Below are 21,706 nucleotides of genomic sequence, written 5' to 3'. Positions count from 1 at the left end.
GATGCCGTGCCGGCCTGAACTTTAGGTGGGCATAGTTGCATGCCGGGTAGACTTGAAAACACTATGTCTTCAACTGATTTTGCCGCCGAGATCCGCGACCTCCGACATACTCTTCACGAGATTGAAGAGGTCTCGGACATAGAGCAGCTTCAAACCGAGATCGAGAGACTCGAAAAAGAAGCCGCTGCACCCGACTTGTGGGATAACCCCGAAGAAGCCCAGAAAGTGACTTCCGCTCTATCCCATAAGCAGGCTGAACTCGGCCGCATCACCGGCATGGGGTCCCGCATCGATGACTTCGAAACCCTCATCGAACTCGCGGAAGAAGAAGGCGAACCGGAGCTGTTAGAAGACGCAGACTCCGAGCTAGCCAAGATCAAAGAAAAACTCTCCGAACTGGAGATCATGACCCTGCTTAACGGGGACTACGATGCCCGCGAAGCAGTCGTCACAATCCGCGCTGGAGCAGGAGGCGTGGATGCGGCTGACTTCGCCGAGATGCTGTTGCGCATGTACCTACGGTATGCGGAACGCCGCGGGTGGAAAACCAAAGTCACCGACACCTCCTATGCTGAGGAAGCCGGCTTGAAATCCGCGACCTTCGAAGTCAACGAACCCTACGCGTTCGGAACCTTGTCAGTCGAAGCCGGAACCCACCGGCTCGTACGCATCTCACCATTCGATAACCAAGGCCGCCGCCAAACCTCGTTCGCGGCAGTCGAGGTGATCCCGCTCATCGAAACCACCGACCACATCGAAATCCCGGATAACGAACTCAAAATCGATGTGTTCCGTTCCTCCGGCCCGGGCGGACAGTCCGTCAACACGACCGACTCCGCAGTGCGCATGACCCACATCCCAACCGGGATTGTGGTCTCAATGCAGAACGAAAAATCCCAGATTCAGAACCGTGCCGCCGCACTACGGGTTATGCAATCCCGGTTGCTTCTGCTGAAACAGGAAGAAGAAGCCGCAGAGAAGAAAGCACTCGCGGGCGACGTCAAGGCATCCTGGGGCGACCAGATGCGTTCCTATGTTCTGCACCCGTACCAGATGGTCAAAGACTTACGCACCAACCACGAGGTCGGCAATACCGGTTCGGTTCTGGACGGCGACATCGATGGGTTCATCGACGCCGGCATCCGTTGGCGTGCAGGCCAACGCAACCAAGACGAGGACTAACCCAGACGACGACTAGCCCAGACGAGGACTAGCCCCGACGGAGGCTGTGCCCGCTACGCGAACTGGGCTTGGCCGACTGTGATCTGCGAGGTTTCCTTGGTGTGCTCGGTGATCCGACCATCGACCAGGGTCACCATTTCATCGAAGCGGTGGGCGTGCTGTAGGTCGTGGGTCACCAGGAGAGTGGTGACATCGAGTTGCTTGGTCATGCGGATCAACAGGTTGATGATGGTCGCACCTGAACGTGAATCCAGCGCGGAGGTCGGTTCGTCCACGAGCAGCACCGACGGATTGGATACCAGCGCGCGGGCGATGTTGACGCGTTGACGCTGCCCACCGGAGAGCTGGGATGGCCGTAGGTTCGCTTGCTCGCTGAGCCCTACTGCTTCGAGTAGCTCACCGGCACGGATACGCGCGGCACGTTTCTGTACTCGCGTTCCCGCGAGCTCAACCACCGCGCGCACCTGTTCGTGCGCGGTTAGTGACGGCAGAAGATTGGACTGCTGGAACACGATCCCGATTTTCTCGCGACGCAGACGCGCGGCTTGTGCCGCGCTTAAGCGGCTGGCCTCAACATCGTCGATCATGACGGACCCCGAATCCGGTTGTGTCAGTGTCGCCGCGACCGTGAGCAGCGAGGACTTACCTGACCCGGATGGCCCCGTGATTCCGACGAGCGTGCCAGGTTCAGGACTCAGCGTCACGTTATCGAGCGCGGTCACGGTGTCGTTGCCGTCCGGGTAGGTCAGGGTCAGGTTGGTGAGGGAAAGCATGATGAACCTTTCAGAAGGATAGCGGCGGTGCGAGAAGCAGAACGGGATGGATGCGTAAGTGCGGGCTCGCGGTTTAGCTGAGGGCTTGCATCGGATCAGCTTTGGTCACTGAACGGAGGGCGAACGCTGCACCGATGAGCCCCAAGAGCGTCATGAGTAGTCCAGGGACGAGCGTTGTGAGCCAGTTGCTGACGAACGGTACGTTCGCAGAGACCGCTGGCCCAGCCAGCATGATGATCCCGATTCCCGCACCAACACCAACCGCTAGAACGAGCAAGGATTGGCCGATCGCGTCGCGCAGAAGGGCGCTCACGGGGGAGCCGAGTGCGCGCATCACGGCGATGTCCCGGGTGCGTTGCAGCGTCCACACGGTGAAGAACGCTCCGACAACGAGCGCGGAGATCGCCATGAGCATCCCGATCATGAGCCCGAGCGAGCCGACCTCGGAACGGAAAGAACCAACGGCCAAGAGCTGATCGAACCCGGCAGGGGAGACCGTGTTCGCGGCCTTGTTGATGGCTTGGGCGTCGTCATCGGAAACATCTGCATGCACTAACAAAGCGTTCGGTTGGCCGCTGCCTCCGGTGCGTTCGGAGAGTTCTTGCCACGCGGTCCACGACATCCCTACGACGGGCACGTGAGAATAGTGACCGGTTCCAGTGACCTCAGAGACCGTGAACTCGTGGCCTGCGACCGTGATCGTGGAACCAGCCTGAACACCGAGTTCTTCCGCGGCGTCTTCACTCACTGTGACGTCGCTGCCGGTCGGTGCTGCCGCGTCGTCGGCCTGGTTCGGGCCTGTGCCGGCGCCAAGGTCAGCGCCAGGGCCGTGCGCCATGATCGCAACGCCGGTGGTGTTCTCCTCGTGGCTTGCCGAGATTTGTGTGACGCCGATGGCGGTCACGTTGGTCTGGCCAATGTGCTCTTCCCACTCGCGCTGGGCTTCAGGGGAGATGGACGAGGTGGACATACTTGCGCTCTGAGCGCCGGTGGGGGCCGACATCACGAGGCGGTCTGCCTTCCAAGACCGCACGGTGTCGACGTTGGCGCCGGCGAGCCCGCCGGTCAAGCCGGTCAGAAACCCCACGAGCAAAGTCATGAGCATCACTACCACCGTGATGATCGCGAAGCGTCCCTTCGCGTGTAACACATCACGCCAAGCCAGGAACATTTCAACCTCTTTCGTTCGTACTTGCCCCACGCTGCGATGCAACACTGCCTGCGGTGCAGCCTGGTTTTCGTTATCTCCATTCCATCGATTTCCGCCCATGAATAGATCCCGCGGAGGACTGATCTTGGTTGCCAACATGGTTGAGGCCGAGGATCAACCTTTCGGTTGATGTATGAGCGTCAAGGCGTGCGGTTGAGCGCAGTATTCTCATACATATGGTTGAGCTCACGCCTTCTTCTGCCCGTGCAGTGCCGGAGCCGGAGCATGTTGTTTCAGCGATGGCCCCGGCCTTCCGCATGTTGCGGGCTGGCCTGCACATTGTGATGCTCGTGTGCGCTGGTATTGCTTTCGCGGCCGGTGTGGGGCTGAGTAAGACGCCGGGGCAGACGCATCACGGTTGGCTAGGCATGGCAGGCGTTGTGCTCTTCGTTGCCGGGTGGGCCGGTGGCGCGATTCAGGTTGAGCGAGGCAAGGTTCACGAAAACACCGCGGCAACCGTGGCCGGGCTGAGCCTCATGGGGGCGGCGTGGATGCTGGCGGCGAGCCAGATCCTGGAAGCCTCGTATTTGGTGTTTCCGTTCTTTTTCGCGTTGCTGTTCCTCTTGGGGATGAAGCTCGGCACGGTCGCTGTTGCGGCCGCCACGGCCTGCGCTATTTTCTTTGTTTCCCTTCACATCGGGTTTTCTTTCGCGGTTGTGATCGGCCCTGTCCTGGGGGCATCGGTCAGCATCATGATTGGTTGGGCGTTGCGCGCGGTCGCGTATCAGGCGGCAATGCGTGAATCTCTGCTACAGAGACTCTTGGACACGGAGCGGGAACTGACCGTGAGTCAACGGGAGGCCGGGGTGCAGGCTGAACGTGCCCGCTTAGCTGGAGAGATTCACGATGGTGTCTCCCAGTCCTTGTCCTCGATCCAGATGCTGTTGCACGCCGCGGAACGTGGCCTGCCAACCGATGATGAGCATCGTAAGACGAAGGAATACATCGTCATGGCCCGTTCGGCAGCCGAAGACGCGCAGTCAGAGACGCGAGGGATGCTGCGCAGGATGGCACCGGCGGCGCTGTCTGATGAAACGCTCACCGGTGCCCTGGAGCGGCTCGCCGATGTGGGGGCAGGCCCGGCCGTGGTCGTGATGAGTGATGACCCACCGTTGACGATGAGCCAACAGTCTGCGCTGCTGCGGATCGCTCAAGGGGCGGTAGGTAATGCCCGCCAGCATTCCCAGGCCCACCGGGTTTTGGTTTCACTTGAGCACGATGACGCCACGGCGACACTCACGATCAGCGATGACGGGGTTGGTTTTAGTCCGTCGAAAGCGCCGGAAGGCACACCGGGCAGAGGCCACTTTGGTTTGGCTTTGATGCGTGAGCGGGCCCAACAGCTGGGCGGGGAACTCGTGGTGGATGCCCGGCCCGGTCAGGGCACAAGGATTTCTGTACGGATCCCGCTTGAAGCCGACGCGTCACAAGGCGGAGGCCAGAACGGAGCGGGGCAAGCTAGTAACACCGGCGAGGAGGAGCTATGAGCGAAGCACGTGATCGCATCCGCATTGTTGTGGTGGATGATCATCCCGTGGTCCGGGCTGGTTTGCGCGCCCTGCTGGAGATGGAAGATGACCTCACGGTAGTGGGGGAGGCAGGAAGCGAAGACGATGCTGTTGCCGAGGTTGAGCGGGAGCGCCCTGACCTGGTTTTGATGGACCTGCGGCTAGACCATGAAGGCTCCGGCGCGGTAGCTATTCAGCGTCTGCGTGCAGCGGGGCTCACGATGCCGGTTTTGGTTTTGACCAACCACGATACGGACGCCGATATTCTCGCGGCAGTCGAGGCCGGAGCCTCAGGCTACCTGCTCAAGGACGCCCCACCGGAAGAGCTGTTGCCGGCAGTGCGCGCGGCAGCCGCTGGCCAGTCAGCGCTCGCCCCGGCGATAGCGAGCCGTCTCATGGAACGGCTCGTCTCACCCTTGCCGAGCCTGACGCTGCGCGAGCTGGAAGTGTTGCAGTGCGTCTCAGACGGGCTCACGAACGCCGAGATCGCCCAGAAACTCTTTGTTTCGCAAGCAACAGTGAAGACCCACCTGGTTCACGTATTCGAAAAACTTGGGGTGACCTCCCGCACCCAGGCCGTCGCCGAAGCCCGAGAACGCGGACTGTTCTAGACCGCGCTGCTATGCCGCGCTTCTAGACAACACTGCTGTGCCTGCCGGAATCACCATGAAAAACGGCAGGCCCCGGACAACGGGTGTTGTCCGGGGCCTGAAACCGTAGTGGCTTGCTAACTACTAGATGTAAACGAGGATGTCCTCGCCTTTGATCTCGCATGCAAACCGCGGTAGCGGCGCATTCGCTGGACCGGAAATGACGGTGCCGTCCTCGGCTTTGAACCAGGACTCGTGGCATGGGCAGTGGAAACGGTTCTCTGAACCCGGGCTGACTTCACACCCTGCGTGAGTGCAGACCGCCGAAAACGCCAGCACCTCCTTCTCGGAGGGGCGGAACAATACGAGCTTGGTCTGCCCTGCCGCCGCGCTCGCCTGAGACCCCACAGCAAGATCGCTGACCTTCATAACCGCCTCAGGCTTACCCGTGGCTTCAGGGATTTCTGCGGGGCCGCTTGGTCCGCATGCGGCAAGCCCCAGGGCGGCGGCACCCATGACCGCGCCACCTAGGACAGCGCGACGCGAGGCACAACAACCCTGATGCGCCGCATCGTGCTCAGCTGGCGAGGCAACCTCTGCCGCCGCTGCGTTATTTACCGGAGTTTTGTTTTCCATACTGCCCATTGTGTCACTTCGTGGATGCCGGTAAGCTCCACGCGCCGAACGCTTCACCGTTGGCGCGGGTGCTCGCACCAGACTGGTCAAGGAACGGGGTGATGCCGCCGAGGTGCTGCGGCCAGCCGGCACCTAGGATCATGCACAAGTCGATGTCTTGCGGGCCAGCTACAACACCTTCATCGAGCATGATGCGGATTTCAGTTGCCAGCGCATCGAGCACCGTTGTGAGCAGTTGATCCTTGGTGATCGTGGCGTCCCCGCGTTCAAGCAAGGCCAGGTGCTCTTCCGGGATGAACTTCCGGCCCTTCTCGTCCTTCGACCAGATTGAGGTGATCTTGTTATCGATGAGCGTCTGTAGGTTCTTCGAAAGCGGGAAACGCTCAGGGAAGCTCGTGTTCAGCGTCTCAGCTACGTGCTGAGCAACCGGCAAACCGACCATCGCGAGCAGATCAAACGGGGACATCGGAAGGCCCAACGGATCCAACGCCGAATCCGCTTCGTGCGGGTCCATGCCCTGATCGAATGCGTCCATAACCAGACCGAGCAGCAACAACAGCAGACGGTTGACCACGAAAGCCGGTGCGTCCTTGACCAGCACTGCAGTCTTGCCGAGGCCCTTCGCGGCGGCGAACGCGGTAGCAAGAACCTGGTCCGAGGTCTCAGGCCCGCGCACAATCTCGATCAACGGCATCTGCGCTACAGGGTTGAAGAAATGGAAACCCACCAGACGTTCAGGATGCTCCAGGACCTCGGCCATCTCTTTGACCGAAAGCGAAGACGTGTTGGTTGCGAGGATCGCATCCGGGCGCACAATCTTCTCAACCTCACGGAAAACCTGCTGCTTGACGCCGATCTCCTCAAACACGGCCTCAATCACGAAATCAGCATCCGCGTAAACACCTTTATCGGTGCCAGCCGTGATGAGCTGCTGGATCGCGCGAGCGTCCTCTTCCTTCATCCGGCCACGTTCAACGTTCTTAGCGAGGTAACCGGCAACATGATCCAAGCCAGCCTGGGCGCGCTGCTCATCCATGTCCGTCATCACGACAGGCACCTGCAGCTTCTGAGCGAACACGAGTGCAAGCTGCGCGGCCATCAGCCCCGCACCGACCACGCCGACCTTCGAAATCTTCTGAGGCTCAACAGCCGGCACGCCAGCCGGACGCTTAGCGCGCGCCTGGAATAGCTCCAAGAACGAATAGATGGTGTTTTGGAATGCCGGAGTGAACATCAAGCGCGCAAGCGTATCCACCTCAAGCTCAGCAGATTGCTTCTGCGTCATCGAACGGTTCGCATCCAGCGCATCAAGCAGAGCGGTCGGCGCAGGCCGGGTTTCGGCGTGCGTAGCTTTCTCAACAAGACCGCGCGAATACTTCAGTGCTGCATCCCAACGGGCAGAAACCTCAGGATCAGAGGGATCCTCGAGTTCGCGCTGAGCCTCAGGCGCTGTGCCATCCAGAACGGATGCCGCCCAATCCAGGGAGTCCTGCAGGAAATTCTCCGGCCCAAAACCAACATGAGCCCCGCCCATCTCAACAAGTTCGTTACCGGTAAGGAAACGGTTGCCCTTCAGCGGGTTCTCGAGCATGACCTTCAGACCGTTTTCGATACCCACGATGCGCGGGAAGCGATAGACGCCACCCCAACCAGGAATCAAACCGAGGCCAGCCTCCGGAAGCCCCAGCGCGCGTGTGGCTGTGTTGACGGTGCGGTACTTGAAAGCCAGAGCGGTCTCGAAACCGCCGCCCAGGGACTGACCGTTGATGAACGCGAAACTTGGAACATCGGCATCAGCGATGACGTCGTAGGCCACGTGGCCGAGTTCTGCTAACCGGCGTCCGTCATCAGGATCCGAAAGGGTGCGGATGGTGCTGAGATCCGCGCCAGCAGCGAACGTGCGGCCAGTACCTGTGATAGCGATCGCGTCGATCTCACCGGCTTCGGCACGCTTGACTTGAGCTTCGGCCGCGCGGCCGATCTTCGCTAGGCCGGCAGGCCCCAAGGTTGCAGGATGTCCCTCTTTCTCTGCGACCATCGTCATGAGGGCGATGGTGTGGCCGCCAACCTCATGATCCTCAACCTCAACGTGGGTTACGATTTCGTTCGGGGCCGCCGAACGCAAGTCATCGAAACGTGCGAATCGGTCTGCGGTAGCTGAAGCGGAGTCGTTGGATGCAGCAGGGTTTTCGGTGGGGTTGACTGAATCGGTCACGTGAGTTCCTCCTAGGAAGCGGTTCAACCTCTCAACAGGAGGTTACCGCATAGTAGTGAGGTGGATCACATGCGGGGGAGGCTCGTGCTCAGCAGCGGGCCCGCTATGGAGTTTATGACGCGTCCGCAAGCGGTTCAGGTTCCAAGAACGCAACCGTGATCACGGCGGCTGTGCGGCGGATCTGCCATTCGCGGGCGTGCAGCTCACGCAATCGTTCGCTCACCGAATCAAGGGTGAGCTCCTCGGGCGGCTGCCACGAGATTTCTTTCAAAGTAGCGGGTGCCAGCAGGTTCTCGAGCGGCATCCCTAGCGCATCGGCGTCGCGTTCCAAACGCCAGCGCGCGGTCTGGTAGCGCTCGGCGGCATCAGGGAAGCGGTCATTCCAGGAGCGTGGGGGAGGCATCGTTGAGCGTCGCGCAGTCCGGGGAGGGAAACGGGTTGCGTTCCGAGCACGAGCAATAGCTGTGACCCAGCGGCGGGCTTCCTTTGAGGCTAGCCGGCCGCGGAAACCCTCAGTGCGCAACAGTGCCGGAACGGTCGCCGGGAGGTTCCGCGCCGCAGCGATAATCGCAGAATCCGGTAACAGACGGCCAGGCGCGCGGTCCTTATTTTGCGCAACCTTCTCGCGTTCTTCCCACAGTTCCTTAACCGCTAGGATCTGGTGCTTATCTTTCAGCTGATGCAAACCGTGGGTGCGCCGCCACGGGTCCTTCTTTGGTTGAGGCCCGGGTTTGAGACGTTCATACTCGAACTCCTCGAGCGCCATCTCCCACTTCTTTTGACCCCGAAGAAGCATTTCAAGCTGGTCCCGCAACTCGATCAAAACCTCAACATCGAGGGTTGCGTAATTCAGCCAATCTTGAGGCAAAGGCCGCACCGACCAGTCCGCCGCTGAATGCTCTTTAGCTAAACGCACACCCAGCATCGTCTCAGTGACATACGCCAGACCAACCCGAGGCAGGCCGGCCAAACGGGCCGCCAGCTCGGTATCGAATAACTTATTCGGCTGTAATTCAAGCTCACGCAAGCACGGCAGATCCTGATGTGCCGCATGCAAAATCCACTCGGCATCAGCCAGCGCTTCATTCACGTCCAGAAGATCATCGAACGCTTCAGGATCAATCAAAAACGTCCCGGCACCGACCCTACGCAACTGCACCAAGAATGCACGCTGACCGTAACGAAAACCGGACGCCCGCTCCGCATCGACCGCTACAGGGCCGTGCCCCTCACGTAAACTCGCTACCGCGTTATCTAATGCGGCGCGCGTGGAAATCACCGGCGGGATCCCGTCTGCAGGAGAATCAAGCAGGGGGAGAGTTGAAGGATCGCGCTCCGGGAACTGACCAGAGGCGAGAAGTGCTGCCGGCGGGGGATCAAGCTTCATGGTTCTTCTTATCATACTGGCCAGTGACCAGATGAGGCGTACTTTACCCGATGCTCACGCCGCCTCAGCAGGGAACTCGCTTAAGTGAGGCGGACGTTGGGAAGCGGTGTAATCCCATCTTCGAGAGGGGGGAGCCCCGCGAACGAACAGACCATGTCACACCAGGCTTCAAGCTGGTTTTGGACGTTGTAGTTGCCCGGGGTCCAGGAGGCCCGAAGCTCGATGTTGACAGAGTCCGGCCGCTGTTGAAGATCGCCGAAGTTCTCGCTTAAGGCACGTGTCGCTGTCCCGCCGGCGCGGCGGTAGGGTGCGCCGTGTTCCTCGAGGGCCTCAACCAGCCACGTCCACGCGACAGAAGCGGCGAGCTGATCGTTACCCATCTCGCCATCAACTTCGGCGCGGATATAGGTCACGATGCGCATGGTGCCGTCCCATACCGTGTTGCCTTGCGGATCAAACAGCAAAATGAACCTGCCCGTGGCAAGCTCCGAGCTAGAGTCCGTTTCAGCGCTTGGAACAGCGCTTGAACCCTTGATGGTTTTGTCTTTAACCTCACCTTGAACGGCTGCGACATTCGCTTTGAGCGCGACCGCGTATGGGGCTAGACGTTTAGGTGCGGGGATCTCTTCGAGCGTCATCTCAGGACGAACCAGGGCGCGCTTCAGACCGTCCAGCACCATCGAAAATTCGTGCGGAACACCGGTTGACCTCAACCGTGTCGTGTCTGCGCTAAAACCCACACCGCTAGCTTATGGAACACGAAAATCTTTTGGTGACGGCACGCCGATAACGCTCAACCCGGGTCATCTGCCAGCGACTGTGCGTAACGCTTCCTGGCGTAGGTTAGAATTCAGTTATAGCATTCTGTCGTTTGTAGAGAACTCAAGAGAATCCAAGCTGTCAGCTGGCGTGGACGTCGACCATGCTCCGACGTCGACCACGTTTTGTTGCGCCATCACGGCAGTCTTGAAAGGTAGCTTCATAAACCATGCTCGACCAGGACTCCATCCTCTTTTCAACTCGCGGCCTCCAAAAGCGCCACGGCTCCAAGGACGCGCTTGTCGATATCAACCTCGACATCGCACGCGGCGAGATCATCGGCCTGGTGGGCCAGAACGGTGCCGGAAAGTCAACGTTGCTCAACGTCATTGGCGGCGCCTACAAGGCTGACGAGGGCGAAATGATCCTCGCGGGGGAGCCTTACAACCCCGATTCACGTGAGGCAGCCTTGGCCGCTGGAGTCAGTGCAATCCCGCAAGATTTCACAGTCGACCCAGAGCTCACGGTGGCCGAGGAGATCTTCGCCACCTCGTTCCAAGCCAGCGCTCCGTATGAAGAAAAAGTCAAGCAGGCTCAAGAACTGCTCGAAGCCGACGGGATCAACATCGACCCTAACGCGCGTCTAGGCGACCTCGCACGCGCTGAACAGGTCTGCGTGCGGTTGCTCCGCCTCTCCTTCGAAGAGTCTCACCTGCTGCTTCTGGACGAGATCACCGCGGTCTCCAATGACCTCGAGATCTCTGTGTTGCACGCCATCACCAACCGCCTGACCAAACAAGGCCGTTCTGTCGTCTACATTTCCCACCGTCTGGATGAGGTGCAGTCCCTCAGCGACCGCATCGTCATCATTCGTGACGGAAGAATCTTCGGCGAACTTGAGCCAAGCGAATCCGGTGGCGCGCCCGGTATCGCCAACGCGATCTTCATGCGCGAGTTCGCCCCAGTTGAGCGGCCTACGGAGCTTGCAGATCCCGAGCCGCTGTTCGAGATCGAGGCGTTTGAAGCAAAGGGCGTCAACCCTGTCACGCTCACGGTCAACCGCGGCGAAGTTCTCGGCATCACGGGTATGCGCCGTTCCGGCCACATCGAACTCGGCGCGGCCATCGGCGGCCTCAACCCGTCGACCGGTGGAACGTTGCGACTCAACGGCAACGAGATCAGCATTCAGTCAACGGAGGATGCCACCAAGAACGGCATCGCCTACCTGCACGACGAAGACAACGCTCGCGGCATCACCAAGGATGACACGATGGCGAGCGCCACGATGCAGCCGATGGAAGGCACCTCTTTCGTTGAGGAAGCTAAGCGTTTCCGTGAAGTTGTGGCAACCATGCAGCGCCTCGACATCAGCGCGGTCGGCCCACACGAATCGATCGGTAACCTCTCCGGCGGTGACCAGCAGAAGGTAGCGCTGGCGAAGTGGCTGCAGGCTGACGCCGATGTTGTTGTGCTCAGCCACCCGACCCGCGGTGTTGACGTTGCCTCGCGTGAAGTGGTTTACGAAATGATTAGCGAAATCACCGGCCACGGTGGCGCTGTCATCCTGATCTCGAGCGACATGACCGAGGTGCTCGATAACTCGAACCGCGTAGCTGTCATGCGTGACGGCGACCTCATCGACGTGTACCCGAACGCGGGGCTCACGGAGGACATGCTGGTCATGATCGCTCTTGGCAGCCAGTGGAAGACGGGTGGCTCTGGCCGCCGTGCAGTATCGCCGAACGGCAACGATAGCTAGGTAGAACGATGGCTGGGTTCTTTAGCTGGTTCAAACGTGGCGGAGAATCGAGGGACGATGACCTCGACCTGCAACAACCGTACGCAGCTTCCGATGAACTCGACGAGACCGGTCTATCCTCTGGCGGTGCTGAAGGGACCTCCAACACATCAGCGTGGAGAGCACCCAAGCATCAGGACCGAAGCAGGGATGAGAAGCCACGGCGCAGGCCTGAACATGCAGCGTCCTCGCCAGATGAGGCTGATGCTTCATTCGACGATGTGCTGAAACACTCCGACGAGACGGAGCCAGGAGCACAACCACGGCCAACAAACCGGCAACGGCCAGTTGCGATGCCAAGGCCAGAGGTGAAGTCACGGCCGGCGCCCGCTTCACGGCCAGAGGCACGGGCTGAGTCAACGCCTGCAGATTCGAAGTCGGAACGGACGCCAGAACACAGGGCAACGCCTGAGCCGACTCACGAACCTGCAACGAGGCTAGTGCCGGTATCCGAAGCCGGCGCGAGGCGGAGGCCAGCACCTGGTTCCAAGCCAGCAGCGGCACCCAAACCAGCGCCGCAGCCGAACCGTGATTCCGCACGCGAATCAGCTGCGACGCCGAAGCCTGCGGCCCAGCAGGAACCGAAGCCAGCGACAACGCCGAAGCCAACGACAGAGTCGAAGCCTGCTCCAGAGCAGAGGCAGGAGCACTCACCGAGGCCGGAACGAAAACCGGATCCACAACCTAACGTAGAACCACAACCGAAACCGGAGTCGCGACCTAGCACAGAACCACGACCGAAACCGGAGCCGGTTCAAGAGGAATCGGTGGCTGCTGTCAATCCGCGGCCCCGTGACCGTTCGCGATACAACGCGCGTCATTCAGGTGGGTCATTTTTTGATAATTTACCTATCGGGGAGTCAGGCAGACGCCCCGAGTTGCGTGTCCTGGACGAAAATAAAGTAGAAAAAGACAAAAGTCCGACGAGCGAAGAAAACGCGTTCGCACCTGCTTTTGAAGACTCGACGGAGCCGACAGGCTCCGCCGTACGAAGCTCTGTTTCCGCGCAATCGGAAACGGAAACCGCGAGCACCGATGCAACTGACGGTGCCGCCCCAGGAAATGAAGGGAAGACGCCCATGGCACAACTTGACCAGACTGTAAACGAACTACTCTCCATTGACGGCGCAACTGGTGCCGCAATCGTTGACATCGACTCGGGCATGGCGCTCGCGTTCGGTGGCGCGCCAGGTTTCGACCTGAACGTTGCAGCCGCCGGTAACTCGAACGTGGTTCGTGCAAAGATGAACACCATGAACGACATTGGTCTCAACGGCCGGATCGAAGACATCATGATCACGTTGAACGACCAGTACCACCTGGTCAACATCCTCGCCACTGAGGGCACCGCAGGCCTGTTCCTGTACCTGACCCTTGACCGTGCGAAGGCTAACCTGGCATTGGCCCGCCACAAGCTCAAGCAGGTTGCTAAGCAGGTTTCGGTCTAATACACGTTGGTCTAGTACCATCCGGGCCCATCGACTGCCTCGCCCTTTCGGGCGAGGCAGTTTTGTTTTGCTTCGTTTTATGGATCATGAGACCGGCTTCTGAACCAAGCAGATCGAATTGATGCAGTACCGCTGATCCGTTGGGGTGTTGAAGCCTTCACCCTCAAAAACGTGCCCCAGATGCGAATCACACCTCGCGCACCGCACCTCAACGCGGCGCATCCCTAACGAATCATCCACCAGATAGCGGATAGCAGAAGAATCCTCCGGCGCATAGAACGCCGGCCAACCGCATCGGGCATCAAATTTCGTGTCCGAAGAAAACAGTTCAGCCCCGCAGCCGCGGCACGCATACACCGCCTCGGTGGCATCGTCCGTGTACGCGCCCGTACCTGGCCGTTCTGTGCCAGCCTGACGCAACACAACGTACTCTTCAGGACTCAGCTGCTCACGCCACGCGTCATCGCCGCGGCCCAACGGATCGTCAACAAAGGAATGCATAGAGTCAGTCTACGAGGCGCCACCAATAGGTGAGATGATGGGGTGCATGGGATCCGCAGCCAACAAGAAACTGCACAGAACCAACCACGCCGGCACGCCAAAATGGGCTGTCGCAGGGCTAGGAGCAGGAATCGTCGGGGCCGGCGTGATCACCGGTTTAGGGTCCCTCTTCGCCCGCGCAGTCGTGACTCCTTCACGAAACAACCCCGAACACGTGAAGATCCTCGACACAGGCGAGGACCACATCGGCCCATACATCGATCTGCAATCCCGCGGCCCAGAAATCACAGCCCCCGGCCGTTACTCCTTGTGGTTCAACAACTACACCGGGCACATGAAGATCGGGGACATCGTCCCGACGCCGTCACGCAACAGTGTGCGCCGCCGCATCATCAGCATCGACCACGGCGACATCAGCCAGGCAACCAGCGGCAGCATTGGCGGCAACTACTACATCAACCCAGCGGATGCTGGCGTGCAGGCAACGCAAGTGTACGTGCCACTCACAGCTGGCCCTGCGCCGGCGTGGCTCGTTGAGGGCACCACCCACCCGGAAACGTGGGCGATTCTGATCCACGGGCGCGGAGCATCCCGGCTTGAAACCCTGCGCGGGCTCAAACCATTGAGTGAACTTGGCCTCACGGTGCTTTCCATGAGCTACCGCAACGACGGCGAAGGCCCGGAAGTCAACAACGGCCGCTACGGCTTAGGCGCGACCGAATGGCACGATGTGGATGCGGCTATCAGGTACGCGCTCAGCCACGGCGCCCAAGACATCGTGCTTGTGGGCTGGTCGATGGGCGGAGCCATCTCGCTACGCACCCTCGAGCTGTCGCGTTACCGGCACCGCATCCGTGCGTTGGCACTGACCGGCCCTGCAGTCGACTGGTTCGAGATCCTGCGGTATCAAGCGAAGATCAACAACATCCCGTACCTCTCGGGACGGATCGGGGAGTGGCTACTAGGCCAGCGTATCGGGAAGAAGCTCACCGGCCTGACCTCACCCATCGACCTCAAGGCGCTGAACTGGGTTGAACGCGCCGACCAGATCACCACTCCTGTGCTGATCCAGCATTCCCGCGACGACCGGTTTGTGCCATACATTTCATCCGAACGGCTCGCGAAAAAGAACCCACGCTACGTCACGCTCGTACCATTCACACGCGCCGGGCATGTACGCGAATGGAACGTCGACCCACACAAATGGGAAACAACACTCAAAAACTGGCTCCAGAAAACTCTCCGGATATAAACGACAGCGCATATAAACGACAGCGCGCCCACCCGAAACGGGTGAGCGCGCTGTCACAGCATGAAGCACCGTGAAACACGGTCAAGTGTGCGCGAGTTCCTTCCGCACACGGTTCTTAATCCGCCCCAGCATCGCCGTCATCCCACGCAAACGCAACGGTGAAACAGCGCGCGATAAGCCGATAGTTGACGGGTAATCATCCGGGGTTGCAAGAACCTCCTCAGCCGGTAGCCCATGGAGGCCCTCAACCAACACGCCTGCGAAACCGCGCGTAGTAGGCGCCTCAGGCGGGGCCGTAATGAACACGCCCACCGTATGCTCGGCATCATCAGCGACCTCAACCGTCAAAAACACAGGGGACTGGCACTCAATCACCTGTTCAAGATCAGCATCTTGGTAACGCTCAGGAAGCTCGGGCAGGTTATCTGAAAACTCGAGCAGCAACTCAAGCCGCTGCGGTTCAGGTAGCGCGTTGAAATCCTCTGCGATCTCTGCCAAAGCAGCTGGCAAAGCCATCGAAGCTCCCTCCTAAGCGCCGCGGACGGTAGAGCCAGGCTTCACGGTACCCGGCTGCTCACCCACAACAATCGGGACGCCCACAACATTGCCCCACTCAGTCCACGAGCCGTCATAGTTACGGACATTCTCGAAGCCGAGCGCGTACTTCAAAATGAACCACGTCAGCGCCGAACGCTCGCCAATACGGCAATACGCAATCACGTCATCGCCTGGTTTCAAACCGGCCTGATCCATGTAGAGCGCCTCAAGCTCAGCGCGAGGCTTGATCACCGAACCCTCACCAACTGCGCTTGACCACGGAACTGAAGCCGCCGTCGGAATATGGCCGCCACGCAACGCACCTTCCTCCGGATAATCCGGCATGTGCGTGCGCTCGCCCGTGTACTCCTGAGGGGAACGGACATCGATCAACGGGGTAGAACCGAGCAGTGAAAGAACCTCGGGCAAGAAGACACGCAACTTCGAATCATCACGGTCAACCACCGGATAATCCGTCGCCTCACGCTCAGGCACCTCACGCGTCAGTTCACGGCCTTCCGCAACCCACTTATCGCGGCCGCCATCCATCAAGCGAACATCCGGGTGACCAAACAACTCCAAAACCCACAGCGCATACGCTGCCCACCAGTTGGACTTATCGCCATACACCACCACGGTGTCCTCACGACTGATGCCCTTACGGCTCAACAACGCCGCCATCGCCTCACCATCGAGGTAATCACGGGTCACCGCATCGTTAAGCTCGGTATGCCAATCCAGCTTGACCGCACCCTCGATGTGTCCGGTCTCATACAGCAGAACATCCTCATCGGACTCCACGATCACAACGCCGGGCTTATGCAGATGATCCGCGACCCACTGCGTGGATACCAGCTTCTCCGGGTGCGCATATTGCGCGTGGCGAGCTTCCTCCGTTAAAACCTCTGACATACCTGAACGATCTCCTTATATTTTGTTCACGTTCGGACCTAGCGACAGCATTACGCTGACGCGGAAATGCACCTATCTTGAACAACCAGAATGGGTGCGCAATGATTCCCTTCCAGCCTAGTGACAAATAAAACACAGCTTGGATGTGGCGCACACAAAAGGAAACAAACGCCAGATTGCGTAAGATCACAGGCAGAGACATCGTTGAGAAAGTGCCTCGAGGAGCGGTTGCGAACGCAGGCGTGCTTGCTGGCACATCAACTTGACGACGCATATGAGGCACTGCAACCTGAGGAAACGCATCTACGTGGCAACCATTCACAAGTTGACCGACATCACCCCCAACGTCGCCGCAGAGGCACTTCTAGACGGAATGCATCCGTCGTATCGGTTCGGGGAGGTCTCCTTCGACACCTACATCCCCGACCCATCCCAGCCGAGCCAAGCGGCCGCGGTGAAACGTCTGCAGGAGTTCGCAGAAACCGTCAACGCGGATGCCGCGCCCGCGAAGGGCCTCAAGAAGCTGTTCGGTAAAAAGAAGAAAGCGAAAGGTCCGGCAGGCATCTATCTTGACGGTGGTTTCGGTGTGGGTAAAACCCACCTTCTGGCTTCGCTGTGGCATGCGACGGAAGGCAAGCGTGCGTTCGGCACGTTCGTCGAGTACACCAACCTTGTGGGCGCGCTCACCTTCCCACGGGCGGTTGAGATCCTCAAGACCTATAACCTTGTGTGCATCGATGAGTTTGAGCTCGATGACCCGGGCGACACCGTCTTGATGTCCCGCTTGATGCGTGAACTGGCCGATGCCGGGGTCAAGCTGGCTGCGACATCGAACACGTTGCCTGGTGCGCTGGGGGAGGGACGCTTTGCCGCCCAGGACTTCCAGCGTGAGATCCAGGTTTTGGCGGATCAGTTCGAGATCATCCGCGTGGACGGTGAGGACTACCGCCATCGTGGCCTGCCGGACGCTCCGGAGCCAATGAATGACAGCGAGCTGTTGTCGTTTGCGGAGGAACGTTACCCGGATGCGCACATCGCCGAAGACGATTTCGGCGAGCTCGTAGAGCATCTATCGAAAGTCCATCCGTCGCGTTACCGCAAGCTTCTGAGCGATACCGATGTGCTGGTACTGCACAACGTCGAGACGATTACCAACCAGGCGATCGCTCTACGGTTTGTGGTTTTCGCTGACCGCCTCTATGACAAGGACGTGCCGATCGTTGCTTCCGGCGGCTCGTTCGATCACCTCTTTACGGAAGAAATGATGGCCGGTGGCTACATGAAGAAATACTTCCGCGCAGTTTCTCGTTTGACCGCGCTGGTTCGCGAAGGCCAGGGCGCTGAATCCTAAGCGAGCTTCCTAGCGTCTGGCGGGTTGCCGCCAGGCGCTAGGGGGCAGGCCGGTGCTAGACGGCAGGACGGTGCTGCGTGGTAGGGCGGTGCCGGGTGAGAGCTCTGCACCTTAACGCGTTAGGCCGGGAACATCTTTTGATGTTCCCGGCCTTCCGTCATGAGAGCGGACAACGGGATTCGAACCCGCGACCTCCACCTTGGCAAGGTGGCGCTCTAGCCAGCTGAGCTATGTCCGCAAATGACAGTCCAGTTCAGGACCGTATTTATAGAAACCGTGGTTCAAGTCTGAAGAACCGCGGTTCTCGTGCGCGATACTGGGTTCGAACCAGTGACCTCTTCCGTGTCAAGGAAGCGCGCTACCGCTGCGCCAATCGCGCCTATATAGGCTGCAAATCACTTAGTGGAGGTGGGGACGGGATTCGAACCCGCGTATACGGCTTTGCAGGCCGCTGCCTCGCCTCTCGGCCACCCCACCACATCCGTAGAACTACGGTGCCTATGACAGGCCAGCAAGTGGTTTGCGAGCGGACAACGGGATTCGAACCCGCGACCTCCACCTTGGCAAGGTGGCGCTCTAGCCAGCTGAGCTATGTCCGCACGTGGTGTCACCCGCAGTTAGTTTCCTGTTCGGAAACCGTTTCCGGTGTGATGCCAACGAGTGATTACTCTAGACCAGATTCTGCCTCGATGCCAAATCGGGGTCAGGCCGAGTGTCTCAAGACCTGCGATATGCGTTGCCCATCCGCAGAATGCCCCAGCTCACGAGTGAGCGCGCCGCCCGAGCAAAGCTGGCAACGCATCGTGCCGTTAGCTTCGAGGCACTGGCGGTCCAAGCCACAGCAACGTCACGAACAGCAACGCAACGAACGCAACCAACAGCACGGCCGCGAGCCACACATGACGTAAAACCCACGCCTGAACGTGCTCGATGAAACCTTTCGGTTCCTCACCTCCCGGCGCTAATCGCCATCCGCCCTTCAACAGGCCCCTGCGGTCTACGTAGAGGTCAAACGGCAGGGTTGCGAACGGCACGACTGCAAGCAGCACGCCCGTGAGGCCGATGCGGGCCGGCCACTTTTGGTTGACCCACACGAAAACGGTGGAGGTAGCATAGCTCAAGAACACGAACCCGTGGATGCCGCCGGCAATCGGCACGATGTTGGCGACATCGAGTGCGCGAAGGATCAGCGCGGTAATGAGCCCTGCCCATGTGAATATTTCTGCGATGGCGAAGGTGCGGAACAGCAGGCGAGGGCTGACAGGCTTGCTTGGTGATGTAGTAGTCATCGAATGGTCGCTCCGTTGGTGGAAGATGCAGCAACAATTTTAGGTGTGACTGCGCGGCGCACAGCCACAACAAAGACGATGAGGCCGGCCGAAATGGCGATGTGTCCCAAGCCTGCGATGCCGGAGATCATGGCCGAAGAGTCCCGGCCAAGTACGGTGAGGCTGCCGTGCCAGGTGAGCATCGCTGACGTCACAACGAGACCGGCGTTGTAGAGCCAGAAGAACCAAGCGAACAGTTTGGGGCTGTCAGAAATCGAGAAAACCTTCTCGACCACGAGAAATATGAGAAACCCCATGAAACCAAGTGCGAGCAAGTGTGTATGTACAACCCCAAGCTGCGTGAACTGGCCTTCTGGGAATTCGTTGATCTTGGTGAATTCACGGTAGAAAACGCCGGCGGTCAAGCCTGCGATCAAATAGATCAAGGATGCGTTCAGCAGCTTCTTCACGGTTCAGTTCCTTTCGGTTCCGGCGCTTCAGGTTCCGGCAGAGGCGCAACGGGTTCGGCCTTTATTGGGGTTCGGGAATGGGGTCCGGACTTTAACGTCATTCAACTTCTTTGAAGAGGCAGAAACATCGCGATCTGTGTTGAAAGTCAGCTCAACCTTTCGGTTGATGAGGTAGCGGTTTGCCGGTCCAGGTCGCGTGAACAAAGTGTCAGTGAGCAATGCCTCAGCGAGCAATGTGTCGGTGAGCAATGTGTCAGGGGTAGGTGACAAACTTGGGAGCATGACACAGCCATTGCTCGCGCACCAGACCTCCCTCGGGCGTATGTATTCACGCACCGTGGGCGGGCTCCCCGAAGTTCCCTCGATCACCACCGTGATTTCCCGCCACGCGGTGGATATGACGGGCTGGGCTGGGCATATGGCCGCGACCGCGGTCATCAATGACGAGCGTTTACCAACGTCAGTGGGCAATAAGATCCAGCTCAAGCAGATTGCACGGCAGGCCTCTTCCGCGGCGGAGAAATACCGTGACGAGGCAGCGGCCCGTGGAGACCGGGTCCACAACTATGCCGAACACAAGGCTCTGCGTGAGCTTGGCCGCCCGCACGAGGCCGCACAGATGCGTGAAATCCTCAAAGAACACGGGGAAGGCGCCTATGCGGATCGTTTCGATGAATGGTGGGATCTCTTTGGTGTTCGGCCTATCGAACCGGAAGTCACTATCTGGAACCACACTGTCGGCTACGCCGGCACACTCGATCTGGTTGCCGAGATCGGGGGAGCGACCTGCCTGATCGACTATAAGACGCGCGGCACCACCCGGGATGGCCGTGTTAAAGCGCCAGACCCTAAGGTTGTCATGCAACTCGCCGCCGGCGCGCAAGCCGAGGAATATCTGAGCGACCCAGAAAAAGGGACGTGGGAGCCGTGGCCGTTCCCTAAAAACAGTGTTCTGCTCGCCGTGGCTCTCGGTGAAACTGAGGTGCTACCGATGCGGGCACAACCTCACAGCCTCGAAAACGCGTGGAAAAGGTTCTGGGCTCTACGCCAAGTATGGGAAACCGAATCCGTGGCCTTCAGTGCAGCCGCAGAACTTCAGCCCGTCCCGCCACCAGCCACTCGGTAGTCACAACACGTACTGGGCGTAACACGTGAGCGGTCAGACCGGGCTGTCGCCCGCCAATCTCACGGTTTTCTCACATACGATGGAAAGCAAACAGCGGAGGGTAAGCACCGCTTCCGCGCCGCATTCGTTGAGCGACAAACATTCATTGAGCAACGCACGTTTTTGAGCGAAGAACATTTCAGAAAGAGGGGAAGCGTGACAGTTCACGCGATTCGTACAGTAGGGGACCCGGTCCTACGGACAGCGGCGGAGCCCGTGACCGTTTTCGATTCATCTCTAGCCACGCTGGCCCGAGACATGCACGAGACCATGAGCAAGGTCAACGGTGTGGGGCTAGCAGGACCACAGATCGGCATCAGCAAACGCATCTTCACCTACAACATCGACGGACACCAAGGCACAGTGTGCAATCCGGTCCTTGAGATCCTGGACGAAGAAACCATCGAAGACGATCGCACGATCGAAGGTTGCCTATCGGTACCCGGAATCCAGATGCCGCTGGCACGCCCTAAGAAAGTCCGACTCACCGGCGTCGATGTCACTGGCGAGGAATTAGAGATCATCGCCGAGGGCCTGCTCGCGCGTTGTTTCCAACACGAAACCGACCACCTCAACGGCAGACTCTTCATCGATCGGCTCACCGGAGACGACCGCCGTCGCGCACAACAACAGCTGCGCCACAAAACCTTCCAAAGCAACGTCGATCACGTGCAAGACCAACGCGCCACCACCATCGGCAGCGCCTTCTCAAACAAAACCGGCAACTCATTCCTCAGGAGCTGA

Annotated in this window: 20 protein-coding genes and 4 tRNA genes; 9 read left to right on the top strand and 15 right to left on the bottom strand. The window is 59.4% G+C overall.

What is annotated here, in order from left to right; translation table 11 throughout:
• Positions 1–63 precede the first annotated feature (63 nt).
• Complete coding sequence (gene prfB / locus MHJ63_RS05775) at positions 64–1,182, top strand: peptide chain release factor 2 (protein WP_239446469.1); 1,119 nt, start codon at positions 64–66, stop codon at positions 1,180–1,182.
• A 53-nt stretch (positions 1,183–1,235) separates the two neighbouring features.
• Here prfB and MHJ63_RS05770 read toward each other — a convergent pair whose 3' ends face one another.
• Together MHJ63_RS05770 and MHJ63_RS05765 are read right to left on the bottom strand one after the other, a co-directional pair.
• The gene (locus tag MHJ63_RS05770) at positions 1,236–1,955 is read right to left on the bottom strand and encodes an ABC transporter ATP-binding protein (RefSeq protein ID WP_239446468.1); all 720 of its coding nucleotides are present in this window, start codon (positions 1,953–1,955) and stop codon (positions 1,236–1,238) included.
• A gap of 73 nt (positions 1,956–2,028) precedes the next feature.
• Positions 2,029–3,225, bottom strand: a complete 1,197-nt coding sequence (locus tag MHJ63_RS05765) for an ABC transporter permease (protein WP_239446467.1) — start codon at positions 3,223–3,225, stop codon at positions 2,029–2,031.
• 116 nt (positions 3,226–3,341) lie between these two features.
• On the opposite strand from MHJ63_RS05765, the gene MHJ63_RS05760 reads away from it, so the two are divergent.
• Both MHJ63_RS05760 and MHJ63_RS05755 read left to right on the top strand, forming a co-directional pair.
• Positions 3,342–4,652 (top strand): ATP-binding protein, encoded by a 1,311-nt coding sequence (locus MHJ63_RS05760; protein ID WP_239446466.1) that lies wholly within the window; start codon positions 3,342–3,344, stop codon positions 4,650–4,652.
• On the top strand, positions 4,649–5,284 hold the full coding sequence (locus MHJ63_RS05755) for a response regulator (protein WP_070490909.1): 636 nt from the start codon (positions 4,649–4,651) through the stop codon (positions 5,282–5,284). Before MHJ63_RS05760 ends, MHJ63_RS05755 begins: the two co-directional genes overlap by 4 nt.
• A 123-nt stretch (positions 5,285–5,407) precedes the next feature.
• Here MHJ63_RS05755 and MHJ63_RS05750 read toward each other — a convergent pair whose 3' ends face one another.
• The 4 genes from MHJ63_RS05750 to MHJ63_RS05735 form a co-directional block, all read right to left on the bottom strand.
• The gene (locus tag MHJ63_RS05750; RefSeq protein WP_239446465.1) at positions 5,408–5,899 is read right to left on the bottom strand and encodes a Rieske (2Fe-2S) protein; all 492 of its coding nucleotides are present in this window, start codon (positions 5,897–5,899) and stop codon (positions 5,408–5,410) included.
• Positions 5,900–5,912: 13 nt separating this feature from the next.
• Positions 5,913–8,024 (bottom strand): 3-hydroxyacyl-CoA dehydrogenase NAD-binding domain-containing protein, encoded by a 2,112-nt coding sequence (locus MHJ63_RS05745; RefSeq protein WP_239446492.1) that lies wholly within the window; start codon positions 8,022–8,024, stop codon positions 5,913–5,915.
• Between the two features lie 202 nt (positions 8,025–8,226).
• On the bottom strand, positions 8,227–9,501 hold the full coding sequence (locus tag MHJ63_RS05740; RefSeq protein ID WP_239446464.1) for an HRDC domain-containing protein: 1,275 nt from the start codon (positions 9,499–9,501) through the stop codon (positions 8,227–8,229).
• Positions 9,502–9,581: 80 nt separating this feature from the next.
• The gene (locus MHJ63_RS05735) at positions 9,582–10,241 is read right to left on the bottom strand and encodes a DUF3000 domain-containing protein (protein WP_420876135.1); all 660 of its coding nucleotides are present in this window, start codon (positions 10,239–10,241) and stop codon (positions 9,582–9,584) included.
• A gap of 248 nt (positions 10,242–10,489) precedes the next feature.
• Between MHJ63_RS05735 and MHJ63_RS05730 the strand changes: the two genes are divergently transcribed.
• Together MHJ63_RS05730 and MHJ63_RS05725 are read left to right on the top strand one after the other, a co-directional pair.
• On the top strand, positions 10,490–12,019 hold the full coding sequence (locus MHJ63_RS05730; RefSeq protein ID WP_083289404.1) for an ATP-binding cassette domain-containing protein: 1,530 nt from the start codon (positions 10,490–10,492) through the stop codon (positions 12,017–12,019).
• 1,118 nt (positions 12,020–13,137) lie between these two features.
• Entirely contained in the window at positions 13,138–13,506 is a 369-nt protein-coding gene (locus tag MHJ63_RS05725; RefSeq protein ID WP_035757698.1) for a roadblock/LC7 domain-containing protein, read from the top strand.
• An 84-nt stretch (positions 13,507–13,590) separates the two neighbouring features.
• On the opposite strand, the gene msrB is transcribed toward MHJ63_RS05725, so the two are convergent.
• Positions 13,591–14,007: a peptide-methionine (R)-S-oxide reductase MsrB gene (gene msrB / locus MHJ63_RS05720; protein ID WP_052048691.1), complete on the bottom strand. Its 417-nt coding sequence runs from the start codon at positions 14,005–14,007 to the stop codon at positions 13,591–13,593.
• Between the two features lie 46 nt (positions 14,008–14,053).
• Between msrB and MHJ63_RS05715 the strand changes: the two genes are divergently transcribed.
• Positions 14,054–15,259 carry an alpha/beta hydrolase family protein gene (locus MHJ63_RS05715; RefSeq protein ID WP_052048693.1) on the top strand — a complete coding sequence of 402 codons (1,206 nt, stop codon included), beginning with the start codon at positions 14,054–14,056 and terminating at the stop codon, positions 15,257–15,259.
• A gap of 81 nt (positions 15,260–15,340) precedes the next feature.
• On the opposite strand, the gene MHJ63_RS05710 is transcribed toward MHJ63_RS05715, so the two are convergent.
• Together MHJ63_RS05710 and MHJ63_RS05705 are read right to left on the bottom strand one after the other, a co-directional pair.
• Entirely contained in the window at positions 15,341–15,775 is a 435-nt protein-coding gene (locus MHJ63_RS05710; RefSeq protein ID WP_035757603.1) for a SufE family protein, read from the bottom strand.
• Between the two features lie 12 nt (positions 15,776–15,787).
• Positions 15,788–16,708: a sulfurtransferase gene (locus tag MHJ63_RS05705; protein WP_035757605.1), complete on the bottom strand. Its 921-nt coding sequence runs from the start codon at positions 16,706–16,708 to the stop codon at positions 15,788–15,790.
• Between the two features lie 307 nt (positions 16,709–17,015).
• On the opposite strand from MHJ63_RS05705, the gene zapE reads away from it, so the two are divergent.
• Positions 17,016–18,059, top strand: a complete 1,044-nt coding sequence (gene zapE, locus MHJ63_RS05700) for a cell division protein ZapE (RefSeq protein ID WP_035757606.1) — start codon at positions 17,016–17,018, stop codon at positions 18,057–18,059.
• Between the two features lie 164 nt (positions 18,060–18,223).
• Here the strand turns inward: zapE and MHJ63_RS05695 are convergent.
• From MHJ63_RS05695 to MHJ63_RS05670, 6 genes are all read right to left on the bottom strand, one after another.
• Positions 18,224–18,297: transfer RNA gene (locus tag MHJ63_RS05695), tRNA-Gly, on the bottom strand.
• 69 nt (positions 18,298–18,366) lie between these two features.
• Positions 18,367–18,438: transfer RNA gene (locus tag MHJ63_RS05690), tRNA-Val, on the bottom strand.
• Positions 18,439–18,462: 24 nt separating this feature from the next.
• Positions 18,463–18,536, bottom strand: a tRNA-Cys gene (locus MHJ63_RS05685).
• Positions 18,537–18,584: 48 nt separating this feature from the next.
• Positions 18,585–18,658, bottom strand: a tRNA-Gly gene (locus MHJ63_RS05680).
• A gap of 210 nt (positions 18,659–18,868) precedes the next feature.
• Complete coding sequence (locus MHJ63_RS05675; RefSeq protein ID WP_035757607.1) at positions 18,869–19,348, bottom strand: DUF3817 domain-containing protein; 480 nt, start codon at positions 19,346–19,348, stop codon at positions 18,869–18,871.
• Positions 19,345–19,797 (bottom strand): DUF2871 domain-containing protein, encoded by a 453-nt coding sequence (locus MHJ63_RS05670; RefSeq protein ID WP_035757608.1) that lies wholly within the window; start codon positions 19,795–19,797, stop codon positions 19,345–19,347. Before MHJ63_RS05670 ends, MHJ63_RS05675 begins: the two co-directional genes overlap by 4 nt.
• Before the next feature lie 280 nt (positions 19,798–20,077).
• Here MHJ63_RS05670 and MHJ63_RS05665 point away from each other — a divergent pair, with 280 nt between their 5' ends.
• Together MHJ63_RS05665 and def are read left to right on the top strand one after the other, a co-directional pair.
• A complete protein-coding gene (locus tag MHJ63_RS05665; protein WP_035757610.1) occupies positions 20,078–20,923 on the top strand; it encodes a PD-(D/E)XK nuclease family protein in 846 nt (281 codons plus the stop codon).
• Between the two features lie 195 nt (positions 20,924–21,118).
• Complete coding sequence (gene def, locus MHJ63_RS05660) at positions 21,119–21,706, top strand: peptide deformylase (protein ID WP_035757611.1); 588 nt, start codon at positions 21,119–21,121, stop codon at positions 21,704–21,706.

This window comes from Pseudoglutamicibacter albus (genome assembly GCF_022346425.1).
GTDB classification, from domain to species: Bacteria; Actinomycetota; Actinomycetes; order Actinomycetales; family Micrococcaceae; genus Pseudoglutamicibacter; species Pseudoglutamicibacter albus.
The sequence above is the reverse complement of the archived record's forward strand: the minus strand, read 5'-3'. Positions and strand labels throughout refer to the sequence as shown.